This is a genomic window from Bifidobacterium sp. KRGSERBCFTRI (genome assembly GCF_025908335.1).
Map to the genome: position 1 here is coordinate 1,660,012 of NZ_CP109653.1, position 12,181 is coordinate 1,672,192.

The 12,181-nt window shown below is 59.6% G+C and carries 8 protein-coding genes; 2 read left to right on the forward strand and 6 right to left on the reverse strand.

All coding sequences use genetic code 11. The features are described from left to right. Positions 1 to 25: 25 nt before the first annotated feature. From OGI63_RS07090 to hisS, 5 genes are all read right to left on the reverse strand, one after another. Complete coding sequence (locus OGI63_RS07090; protein WP_172458549.1) at positions 26 to 784, reverse strand: amino acid ABC transporter ATP-binding protein; 759 nt, start codon at positions 782 to 784, stop codon at positions 26 to 28. 173 nt (positions 785 to 957) lie between these two features. Further along, positions 958 to 1,698: an amino acid ABC transporter ATP-binding protein gene (locus OGI63_RS07095; RefSeq protein ID WP_003808719.1), complete on the reverse strand. Its 741-nt coding sequence runs from the start codon at positions 1,696 to 1,698 to the stop codon at positions 958 to 960. Then, on the reverse strand, positions 1,695 to 3,245 hold the full coding sequence (locus OGI63_RS07100) for an ABC transporter substrate-binding protein/permease (RefSeq protein WP_041777273.1): 1,551 nt from the start codon (positions 3,243 to 3,245) through the stop codon (positions 1,695 to 1,697). The genes OGI63_RS07095 and OGI63_RS07100 overlap by 4 nt, the downstream gene beginning before the upstream one ends. Before the next feature lie 148 nt (positions 3,246 to 3,393). Continuing rightward, a complete protein-coding gene (gene aspS / locus OGI63_RS07105) occupies positions 3,394 to 5,193 on the reverse strand; it encodes an aspartate--tRNA ligase (protein WP_003808714.1) in 1,800 nt (599 codons plus the stop codon). Between the two features lie 47 nt (positions 5,194 to 5,240). Continuing rightward, entirely contained in the window at positions 5,241 to 6,632 is a 1,392-nt protein-coding gene (gene hisS, locus OGI63_RS07110) for a histidine--tRNA ligase (protein WP_011743016.1), read from the reverse strand. Positions 6,633 to 6,746: 114 nt separating this feature from the next. Here hisS and OGI63_RS07115 point away from each other — a divergent pair, with 114 nt between their 5' ends. Further along, positions 6,747 to 8,174, forward strand: a complete 1,428-nt coding sequence (locus OGI63_RS07115; RefSeq protein WP_011743015.1) for a DUF349 domain-containing protein — start codon at positions 6,747 to 6,749, stop codon at positions 8,172 to 8,174. 194 nt (positions 8,175 to 8,368) lie between these two features. Here OGI63_RS07115 and OGI63_RS07120 read toward each other — a convergent pair whose 3' ends face one another. Next, positions 8,369 to 10,963: an ATP-dependent Clp protease ATP-binding subunit gene (locus tag OGI63_RS07120; protein WP_011743014.1), complete on the reverse strand. Its 2,595-nt coding sequence runs from the start codon at positions 10,961 to 10,963 to the stop codon at positions 8,369 to 8,371. Positions 10,964 to 11,102: 139 nt separating this feature from the next. Here OGI63_RS07120 and OGI63_RS07125 point away from each other — a divergent pair, with 139 nt between their 5' ends. After that, positions 11,103 to 12,110 carry a universal stress protein gene (locus OGI63_RS07125; protein ID WP_021913929.1) on the forward strand — a complete coding sequence of 336 codons (1,008 nt, stop codon included), beginning with the start codon at positions 11,103 to 11,105 and terminating at the stop codon, positions 12,108 to 12,110. Positions 12,111 to 12,181 lie beyond the last annotated feature (71 nt).

Below are 12,181 nucleotides of genomic sequence, written 5' to 3' on the forward strand. Positions count from 1 at the left end.
TCTTCTGTCGTTATGTTCCGTCACTTCAGTGGGTGAGGATCTTCGACAGGAAGTCCTTGGCGCGATCGGTCTTCGGATGTTCGAAGAAGTCGTCCGGCGTGCTCTGTTCGAGAATCTGTCCGTCGGCCATGAACACGACCTTGTCGGCCACCTTGCGCGCGAAACCCATCTCGTGGGTCACGCACAGCATGGTCATGCCTTCGTGGGCGAGTTCGACCATGACGTCAAGCACTTCGTTGACCATTTCCGGGTCGAGCGCGGACGTTGGCTCGTCGAACAGCATGACCTTCGGCTGCATGGCGAGGGCGCGGGCGATGGCGACACGCTGCTGCTGGCCGCCGGAAAGCTGAGACGGCATTTTGGAAGCCTGCGAGGCCACGCCGACGCGGCCCAGCAGATCCATGGCAAGATCTTCGGCGGCCTTCTTGTCCATATGACGAACCTTGATCGGAGCCAGCGTCACATTCTCCAGAATGGTTTTGTTGGCGAACAGGTTGAACGATTGGAACACCATGCCCACTTCCGCACGCAGTTTGGCGAGTTCCTTGCCTTCCTGCGGCAGCGGTTTGCCGTCGATGCGGATATCGCCGGAATCGATGGTTTCCAGACGGTTGATGGTGCGGCACATCGTGGATTTGCCGGAGCCGGACGGTCCGACGATGACGAGCACCTCGCCTTTGCGCACGGTGAGGTTGATGTCCTTGAGCACATGCAGATCGCCATAATGCTTCTCGACATGGGTCAGTTCGACGAGCGGCCTGTTATCCGCTCCCGCGTCCGGCATGATGGGACGCTTCGCTTCGGTTTCTTTCATTTCAGACATAAAGGGTAGTATAAGAAAGCAATGCGAAATTCATGTTTCCTATACTGCCCGTTCACATCATTTCGTCCGGAATATGAGACATTTCATACCGTTTGACGAACATATTCATCAAACGGATCGCCGCCGGAGCAATGTCACAGCACCTTGGAGAGGAAGGTCTTCAATCGTTCGCTCTTCGGATGGTTGAAGATCTCGTCAGGGGTTCCCTCTTCCTCGATCACGCCGGCATCGGTGAAGATGACCCTCGTGGCCACTTCGCGTGCGAAGCCCATCTCATGGGTCACCAGCACCATGGTCATGCCTTTGGCGGCAAGGTCGCGAATCACTTCGAGCACATCGCCCACCATTTCCGGGTCGAGCGCGGATGTCGCCTCGTCGAACAGCATCACCTTCGGATTCATCGCCAGCGAGCGCGCGATCGCCACACGCTGCTTCTGCCCGCCGGACAGCGATTTCGGCATGGCGTCGGCTTTTTCGGCCAATCCTACGGTTTTCAGCAGTTCCATGGCGTGCGCGCGGGCCTGCTCATCCGTTTCATGATGCACCAGTTTCGGTGCGAGGGTGATGTTGTCGATCACGCTCATGTTGTTGAACAGGTTGAAATGCTGGAACACCATGCCCACCTGCTCGCGCACCTGGTCGATGTTCACATGGCTGTCCGTCAAATCGTGTCCGTTGACCACGATCTTGCCGCCGGTGGCCTGTTCGAGTCCGTTCAGGCAACGCAATATGGTGGATTTGCCGGCGCCGGACGGTCCGATGATGCAGATCACCTCGCCTTTGCGCACGGTCATGTCGACGCCTTTGATGACCTCGGTCTGCCCGTAGCTTTTGTGCAGATCCTTGACGTCGATGATCACGTCGTTCTCGTTCATCGGTTCACCTTCCTGTCCACGATGTTGGCCAGCCACGTCAGGATGGTGATGGCCACGAAGTACATGACGCCGACGATCAGCAGCGTTTCGGTTACGCGGAAGTTCGCCGCGTACAGCTGCTGCGCCTGGTACAGCAGCTCACCGAAGCCGATGGCGAGCAGCAGAGAGGAGTCCTTGATCATGATGACCAGCTGGTTGATGATCGAAGGCATGGCGATTTTGCTGGCCTGCGGCAGAATCACTCGGCGCATGGCCTGCCTGTGGTTGAGTCCCAGCGAACGCGCGCCCTCCATCTGTCCGGAATCGACCGATTGGACTGCGCCACGCACGATTTCCGCCAGGTACGCGCCGGAGTTGAGCGACAAGGTCAATGCGCCGGCGACCCAGATGTTCACGCTATGTCCGATGAGCTGGGGCACGCCGAAGTAGAAGAAGAACGCCCACACCAGGATCGGGGTGCCGCGGAACACCGCGATGTACACATTGGCCAATCCTGCGGCGATTTTGCTTTCCGAAACCTTCATCAGGCCGAACGCGACGCCGAGCACCAATGCGATCGCGAAGGAAAGCAGCGTGATCAGCAGCGTGTTCCTCAAGCCCGTCAGCAATGCCGGCATCGACTGTTTGACCAGTCCGAGGAAACCGACCTTCTGTTGTTCAGCGCTGTTGTCGCCATTGTCGGTGATCATGCCGGAAATCGATTTGGCCTGCTCTTTCGCGCCTTGCTTGCCAAGATATTGTGCGACGATTCGCTCGTATTCTCCCGAAGCGATCATCTTGTTCAATCCATCGTTGATGGCGGCCAGCAAATCTGCGTTCATGCCTTTGTTCACGGCCATGCCGTATTCGCCGTGCGGCACCTTCGGAGTCACGATTTTCAGACCGTTGTTCTGCGATACGCCATATGCCAGTACCGGATAATCGTCGAACACCGCGACGGCATTGCCGGATTTGACCATCTCGTACATGGTTGAGGATTGGTCGACGGAAGTCACCTTGTAACCGTACTTGTCGGCATGCTGTTTGGCGTACGATTCGCCCTCCGAGCCGGTTTTCGCCACAACCGTCCGGCCTTTGAGGTCCTTATAGCCGGTGACGTCGTCGTTGTTGGCCGCGACGGCCATCTGGATGCCGGATTGGAAATACGGATTCGAGAAATCATAGGAGGCTTTACGCTCGTCAGTGATGGACATGCCGGCTATGACGACGTCCACCTGGTTGGAGCTTAGGGCCTGCAACGCGGCGTTGAATCCCAGCGACTGTATCTCGACCTTAAAGCCCTCTTCCTTGGCGATGCCTCGGATTAGCTCCATGTCGATGCCGGTCATCTTGCCGTTCTCACGGTATTCGAACGGTGCGAACGTGGTGTCGGTGCCGATTTTATATGTCTTGCCCTTGACCGAGGCCGGATTGCCAGTTTCGGAGGCGAGCGCATGCGGAACGGTCGTCATGAATGCCGCAAAGACCACGGCGAGCACGGCGAACAGCGCGCATATGCGCATGCCGACCGTGTTCAGTCGCTTCTTGTCCTGTGTTTTCGATTTCATACCGCGCTTCAACCCTTTCTGGTTGCCGGATAATCAAACACGCTCCACTGTAATGACAGCGACGGAAAATAGACAACGCGAATAATAAAAAATGTCCGAGCATCATTGATGTTCGGACATTTTTCATTCATCTATGGGCGAAACCGTATCAGTCCTCGTCCTCATCCGGATCGTAATCGACACCGGTCTCGGCGCGCTGCTCAGCGGAGATCGGAGCCGGAGCGCCGGTCAGCGGATCGCGGCCGCCGCCAGCCTTCGGGAAGGCGATGACGTCGCGGATGGAGTCGGCGCCAGCCAGAATTGCGGCGGTACGATCCCAGCCGAGAGCGATGCCGGCGTGAGGCGGAGCGCCGTACTTGAATGCCTCAAGCAGGAAGCCGAACTTGTCTGCGGCCTCTTCCGGCGTGATGCCAAGCACGTCAAGCACACGGTCCTGAATGTCGTCGCGGTGGATACGCACGGAGCCGCCGCCCATTTCGTTGCCGTTGCATACGATGTCGTAGGAATCGGACATGGCGTGTTCCGGATCCTTGTCGAACTTGTCGATCCAATCCTTGGACGGCATGGTGAACGGGTGATGCATGGAGGTCCACTTGGAGTGGCCGACTGCCACATCGTCGTCGTCCGGGTCATCGGTCGGCTTGAACAGCGGGAAGTCCACAACCCAAGTGAAGGCGAAATCGTCGGGCTTGAGCAGGCCCGCGCGGCGGGCAAGCTCGACACGCACGGCGCCCAGCAGTTCCTGGGAGGAGGTGCGGCGACCGGCTGCGAAGAACACGGCGTCGCCGTCTTCGGCGCCGACGGCTTCCTTCAGACCGTTGCGTTCCTCTTCGGACAGGTTCTTGGCGACGGGGCCCTTGAGTTCGCCGTTCTCGGCGAACACCACATAGGCGAGGCCCTTGGCGCCACGCTGCTTGGCCCAATCCTGCCATGCGTCGAACTGACGGCGAGGCGTGGCCGCGCCACCCTTGAAGAGCACCGCGCCGACGTATGGGGCCTGGAACACGCGGAACGGCGTGTTCTTGAAGTAATCGGTCAGTTCGATCAGCGGATTGCCGAAACGCAGATCCGGCTTGTCGGAACCGTACTTGTCCATGGCGTCCTGCCAGGTGATGCGCTGGATCGGCAGCTTGATGTCGTAGCCGGCGGACTTCCAGATGGCGGCGATGACCTTTTCGGCCATGGCCATCACGTCCTCCTGGTCCACGAAGGCCATCTCCATGTCGAGCTGGGTGAATTCCGGCTGGCGGTCGGCGCGGAAGTCCTCGTCACGATAGCAGCGGGCCAGCTGGTAGTAACGCTCGACGCCGGAGACCATGAGCAGCTGCTTGAGCAGCTGCGGGGACTGCGGCAGAGCGTACCAGGAACCCGGCACCAGACGGGCCGGCACGACGAAGTCACGGGCGCCTTCCGGCGTGGACTTGATCATGGTCGGGGTTTCGATCTCCTCGAAGCCCATTTCCTCCAGCGCATGGCGGGCGGCCTTCGACATCTGGGCGCGTAGCTTCAGATTGCGCTGCATGGACGGACGACGCAGGTCGAGGTAACGGTACTTCAAACGCACGTCCTCGCCCGGCAGCTTGTTCTCGGACTCGTTCTCAAGAGCGGTGGAGACCTGGAACGGCAGAGCATCGGACTTGGCCAGCACTTCGATGCTTTCGGCCACGACTTCGATCTTGCCGGTGGCCAGATGCTCGTTCTCGTTGCCGTCCGGACGCAGACGAACCTCGCCGACGACCTGGATCACGAATTCGGAGCGCAGCGGACGGGCCATCTCCTCGTCATAGATGACGACCTGCACCAGACCGGTGTTGTCGCGAAGATCGATGAAGGCCACGCCACCGTGGTCGCGGCGACGATCGACCCAACCGGCGAGCGTCACCTTCTGACCGACGAGCTGTTCGGTCACTTCGGTTGCATGATGTGTTCTGTAAGCCGTCTGGCTCATGCTTCCCCTATTCCTTATCCTCTTGTATGTTGCGAAGTCTTGCGATTTCAGGCTTCAACGGTAACGGTTTGCTGGGCATACACAGTATCCGGCTCCCACGACTGTGCGTCAGCCGGCCGCTGGTCTCCTGTGATGATGTTCTTGACTTCGTCCTGGGCGCCCTCTTCGGAAGCGTCGGCCGGGAACCAGACGTACGGGATGCCGAGCTTGTCTGCATATTTGATCTGCTTGCCGAGCTTGGCCGCGGTCGGCGCCACGTCCGCCGCGATGCCACGGGAGCGCAGCTGGTTGGCGATCAGGTTGGACGCGGAGCGGTCGGCTTCATTCCATACCGCCACGAGCACGGATGCCGGAGACACACGGTTGGCGTGCGCGCCCGCGGTGTGCAGCATGTAGGAGACCAGGCGGGACAGGCCGATGGACAGGCCCACGCCCGGGTACTTCTTGTTGCCCTGCGATGCGAGGTTGTCGTAACGGCCGCCGGAGCAGATGGAGCCCAAAGCGGCGGCGCCGTCGAGGAACGTCTCATACACGGAACCGGTGTAGTAATCAAGACCACGGGCGATTTTCAGATCGGCGATCACGGAGCCCGGACGGATGCGCGCGGCCTCGTCGACGATCATCGCCAGCGTGTCGAGTCCCTGGCGTGCCAACACGTAGGCGTCGGAATCAGACGCGATGTCATGCTTGGCGCACAATGCGTCGAACTTGTCGGACAGTTCCTTGCCGTCGGCGGCGGTCAGCTCGGCCAGTTCGAGGCAGGCACGGGCCTGGGCTTCGTCGGCGCCGCAGCCTTCGACGAGCAGCTTGGCCACCTCATCGGCGCCGATCTTGTCGAGCTTGTCGATCTCACGCAGCACGCCTTCGATATCCGTAAGGCCCAAACCACGGTAGAAGCCTTCGGAAAGTTTGCGGTTGTTCGCATGCACGGTGGCCTTCGGCAGACCGAACTCGCGCAGACGTTCCAATGCGGACACCATGACCAACGGCAATTCGACCTCGTAATGGTCGGGCAGATCGCCATTGCCGATCACGTCGATGTCGGCCTGCACGAACTCGCGGAAACGTCCTTCCTGCGGGCGTTCGCCACGCCAGACCTTCTGAATCTGCCAACGTTTGAACGGGAACGCCAGATCGCCGGAATGTTCGACGACATAACGGCTCAGCGGAACGGTCAGATCGAAGTGCAGACCAAGACGATCCTCAATCGGAGTGTCGGACTCGTGTCCGACTTCCTGAAGACGGCTCAGCAGGTAAATCTCCTTGCTGGTCTCGCCTTTCTTGAGCAGGCTGGAACCCTGCTCAACAGCACGGGTTTCAATGCCTATGAAGCCATTGAGCTCGAATACATTACGGAGCGTGTCGATGACACGCTGCTCCACAACACGTTCAGAGGGGAGCCACTCTGGAAATCCTGAAATAGATGCACCTTTAGCCACGGTTCTCTATAATAAATGAGGTTACGGAAAATGCCGCGCGTTTTTCAAGGTGTGGAAGCGCACGTCACGGACCGTCACCTCTGCACTACATGAAGCTTACGTAAGGAGCTGGCCATGGCCGACGAGAATGTCACCGCGTCCGAGAACACCACTGAAACCAACGAGCAGGCAGCGACGCCCGCAACCCAGGCCAGCAAACCGGCCGTCCCGAGCCCAGCGGCCATGAAGCCGCATGCGCCGAGCCCCGCGGCCTTCGCCAAGAAGGCTCCGCAGCGTCCTGCAACCTCCACCGGATTCTCCGAAGCCGATATCAAGGCCACCGAAGCGTTCGGCCGTGTCGCCGATGACGGCACCGTGTTCGTGAAGGAAGGCGAGGGAGAACGCGAGGTCGGACAGTTTCCGGACGCTTCCAAGGAAGAGGCCCTGGCACTGTATGCCCGTCGCTATCTCGATCTGAAGGCAAAGCTCGACCTGTTCGCCAACAGGCTCAAGTCCAGCAATGTGAAGAACCGTGAGATCGACGAGTCCATCAAGACGCTTTCCGCCGAAATCGAGCAGCCGGCCGTCGTCGGAGATATTGAGGCGCTCAAGTCCCAGTTCGAAGCACTGAAGGAGGCCGGAGCGGCCAAGAAGGCCGAGCTGAGCGAGGCTCACAAGGCCGCCGTCGCCAAGGCGCTGGCCGAACGTACCGCGATTGTGGAGAAGGCCGAGGCTCTGGCCAATTCCCTGGGCGACAACACCAACTGGCGTTCCACCGCGGACAAGTTCCGTTCGCTGTTCCAGCAGTGGCAGGATCACCAGCACAATAGCGTCCGTCTCGACAAGGCCGACGCCGACGCCCTGTGGTCCCGTTTCTCCTCCGCCCGCACTACGTTCAACAGCGCCCGCCGCAAGTGGGCCCAGGGCCGCGATGAGGAGCGCAGCAACGCCAAGGCCGCGAAGGAGGCCATCATCGCCGAAGCCGAGGAGATCAAGGATTCCACCGCTTGGGTGGAAACCTCCCGCAAGTTCAACGAGCTGATGGATCGTTGGAAGAAGGCCGGTCGTGCGGGCCGTCGTGATGATGACGCGCTGTGGGCACGTTTCCGTGCTGCGGCGGACACGTTCTTCAACGCCCGTCAGACCGATCGCGAGCAGATTAGCTCGTCCGAAAAGGAAAATCTCGCCAAGAAGGAAGAACTGCTGACCAAGGCTGAGGCTTTGGTGCCGGTCAAGGATGAGAAGGCCGCCAAGCAGGCTCGCCAGGCATTGGCCGCCATTCAGGAGGAATGGGACCAGATCGGCTACGTTCCGCGCGATGACATGCACCGCATCGAAAGCCGTCTTGATGCTGTCGACAAGCAGATCAAGGCTGTTGAGGATGCCGCCTGGAAGCAGTCTGATCCGGAAGCCGACGCCCGTAAGTCCTCCTTCGAGGAGCAGCTCAACGCACAGCTCGCCGAACTTAACGCCCAGATCGCCGCTGAGTCCGATCCGAAGAAGAAGGCCAAGCTTGAGGCGGAGAAGGCCACCAAGGAACAGTGGCTGAACGCCATCAAGTAATGACGCTCCCATAGAGCGATACGGTTGTGGTTCCGCTTGGAAGCGGGCGGAACCACAACCGTCCAGCTGAACGAATAGCTGGACGAATAGGCATATGTAAAAAAGACCGGTGGGTTTCATGACATTCCATCATGAAACCCACCGGTCTTTTTGCATACGCGTTGCCGGGGTTCTTACCCCGGCAACGTTGGAAATCAGTTCTGTGACTGCGCGGAATCAGCCGGTTCCGTCGATGCCGTCGGTTCAGTGGCGGCATCGGTTTCAGTGGCCGTTTCGGTCGCCTCCGCCGGATTATCCTTCTGGTTCGGCTCTTCGAAGGCCTCGCCGGTGAACGTGAACTCACCCAGAATGCCTTCGCCTTCGGCGTCCACCCTCACGCGCTGGCCATCTTCGAGGTCGCCCATCAGGATCTTCTCCGAAATGGCGTCCTCGATGTCGCGCTGAATCACGCGACGCAGCGGACGGGCGCCCAGCAGCGGGTCGAAGCCCTTCTGTGCGAGCAGATCCTTGGCCGCGTCGGTCAGTTCGAGCGACATGTGACGGTCGAACAGACGGTCGTTGAGCTGCTTGACATCCAAGTCGACGATCTGACGCACCTGCGGTTCGGTGAGCTGCTTGAACACGATGATGTCATCCAGACGGTTCAGGAACTCCGGACGGAACTGCTGCTTGAGTTCGGCGGAGACCTGTTCCTTCATGCGCTGGTAGCTCGATTCGGTGTTCGTGCCCAGGTTGAAACCGGTGTTGGCGGCCTTGGCGATGTCACGAGTGCCGAGGTTGGTGGTCAGGATGATGATGGTGTTCTTGAAGTCCACCTTGCGTCCCTGGCCATCGGTCAGATGGCCATCGTCCAGCACCTGCAACAGCGTGTTGAAAATGTCCGGATGGGCTTTTTCGATTTCGTCGAACAACACCACGGAGAACGGCTTGCGACGCACCTTTTCGGTAAGTTCGCCGCCTTCTTCGTAGCCGACGTATCCCGGAGGCGCACCGAACAGGCGCGACGCGGCGTACTTTTCGGAGAATTCCGACATGTCCACGCGGATCAGCGCATCCTCATCGTCGAACAGGAATTCGGCGAGAGCCTTGGCCAGCTCGGTCTTACCAACGCCGGTCGGGCCAGCGAAGATGAACGAGCCAGCCGGACGCTTCGGATCCTTCAATCCGACGCGTGCGCGACGGATGGAACGGCTCAATGCGGACACAGCCTCATCCTGACCGATGATGCGCTTGTGCAGTTCACTCTCCATGCCCATGAGCTTCTTGGACTCGGCCTGGGTGAGCTTGAACACCGGAATGCCGGTGGTCTGGGAAATCACCTCAGCGATGACGTCCTCATCCACCACCATCTTCACATCGGACTCGCCCTCACGCCAAGCGGATTCCTTCTCCTTGCGCTCGGACTCGATCTTCTCCTGCTTGTCACGCAGCTCGGCGGCCTTCTCAAAGTCCTGGTCCTTGATGGCCTGGTCCTTCTCCTCGGCCAGCTTGGCAGCCTTGGCGTCCAATTCCTTGAGCTCCGGCGGAGCGGTGAGCCTGCGGATACGCAGTCGGGCGCCGGCCTCATCGATCAGATCGATGGCCTTGTCGGGCAGGTGGCGGTCCTGAATGTAGCGGCTGGAAAGTTCCGCCGCGGCCTGCAGCGCGCCATCGGTGATCGTCACATGATGGTGGTTCTCGTAACGCTCACGCAAGCCCTTCAGAATCTCAATGGTCTCGGCGATGGTCGGCTCGTGCACCTGGATCGGCTGGAAACGACGTTCCAGCGCGGCATCCTTCTCGATGTACTTGCGGTACTCGTCGGTGGTGGTCGCGCCGATGGTCTGCAGTTCGCCACGGGCCAGCATCGGCTTCAACATATCGGAAGCGCCCAAGGCGCCATCCGCGGAGCCTGCGCCCACGATGGTGTGAATCTCATCGATGAACAGCACGATGTCGCCGCGGGTTTTGATCTCCTTCAAAACCTTCTTCAGGCGTTCCTCGAAATCGCCACGGTAGCGGGAACCAGCAACCATGGAACCGAGGTCCAAGGAGTAGACCTGCTTGCCTTTCAGCGTTTCCGGCACATCACCGGCGTTGATCTTCTGCGCGAGTCCTTCGACCACCGCGGTCTTGCCTACGCCAGGCTCGCCGATCAGCACCGGGTTGTTCTTGGTGCGGCGGCTCAACACCACCATCACACGCTCGATCTCGTTGGATCGTCCGATTACCGGATCGAGCTTCCCAGCGGCAGCCTCAGCCGTAAGGTTGCGGCCGAACTGGTCGAGAATCGCGGAACCGGTCTGATTGCGACGGTCCTGCACGCCACCGGCATTGGCGAGTTCGCCCTTGCTATCGTTCTTGCCGTCGCTGGAATTGCCTCGGATCAGATCGATGGTGGCGCTACGCAGTTCGCCAAGGTTGACATCCATCTTGATCAGCACCTGTGTGCCGACGCCTTCGCCCTCATGAATCAGACCGAGCAGGATATGCTCGGTGCCGATATAGCTGTGCCCCAGCTGCAACGCCTCACGTAGCGACAGCTCCAACACCTGCCTGGCATGCGGGGTGAAGGGAATGTGGCCGTTCGGCGACGCATTTCCCTTGCCGATCATCTCTTCGACCTGCTTGCGGGTGTCGTCCAAGGTCACGCCCTTCGAGGCCAATGCCTTGGCGGCAACGCCTTCACCCTCACGAATCAGGCCCAGCAGCAGATGCTCGGTGCCGATGTAGTTGTGCTGGAGGGTCCGAGCTTCTTCCTGCGCCAACACAATCACGCGTCGCGCACGGTCGGTAAACCGTTCGAACATGCTTGTCCTTCCACTCTTGTTAGTCCTTCAACACTCTACCGATTCGCGGTGACGTTTATTCCGCCGGCGCGTAAATTGCGCTATGGACGCAAAGAAACGGATATGCTTGACTTATGGCAACGACCAAGGAGGTCACCAAATGAGCGACACCATCCTGCAATCAAATGATGTGATGGATTCCCGCCGAGGCGACATCGTCGTCGGCGTCGACGGGTCCGATGAATCCTTCGCAGCCCTGCGTTGGGCTCTTGGCGAAGCATCGCTGACCGGACAGCAGGTGAATGCGGTCTACGCATGGACCCATTCATGGGATATGGGATCCCAGCCGGAAGATGAGGAGCAATGGGCGCAGATGCGTCATGATATCGCCCGTCGGCTGCGCGAATGGGTGGCCCAGGCCTCGCAAGGCATGACGATTGACGAGAACCGCGTCAAACTCACCTCCGTCAAAGCCACCGGAACGGCAGCGCTTCTGGAAATCGGCAAGGACGCCCAACAGATCGTCGTCGGACGTCGTTCGCTTGGACGCGTGGCACGATGGTTTCTGGGATCGCTTTCCGCTTCTCTTGCAGAGGAGGCGAAGGTGCCCGTCACCGTGGTGCGTATCCTCGATGATGAAGAGGCATCCGTGCAGGACGCCATCGCCAATGCGCTTACGCCGACCGAGGAAACGGTCTCCTACACGATGCCGGGTTCTCCCCTGCCTCGGAACCAGCGTCCGGTGGTTGTAGGCGTTGATGGTTCGGAGACCTCCAAACACGCTTTGCGTTTCGCCATCGATTTCGCGGCCCTGCATCACGCTCCCCTGCAGGTCATGTTCTGCTGGCAGCTGAAAGATTTGGGCGTGGTCAAAGGGTATGAGAACGCCGTCGCCCCCATCTCCGTCGGCCAGGCGCAGGCGGAACGCATGCTTGATGAATTGCTCGATTCGGTTCAGGTTTCATCAGCGAACATTCCCGACGATTTCCAAATCGAATCGCACGCTTTCCATATTCCCGCCTCGAAGGGGCTTATCGCGGCTTCCCGCTACGCACGTCATCTAGTGGTCGGTTCGCGCGGCTTGTCCGGTCTGGACGCGCATTTCCTTGGATCGGTTTCCAAGCAAATCATCAACTTCGCAGACTGCACCGTCACCGTCGTGCACTGACCGCATAAAAAAGAAAACAAGATATGAGAGGGCCACGTACACATTCAGGTACGTGGCCCTCTCATATACGA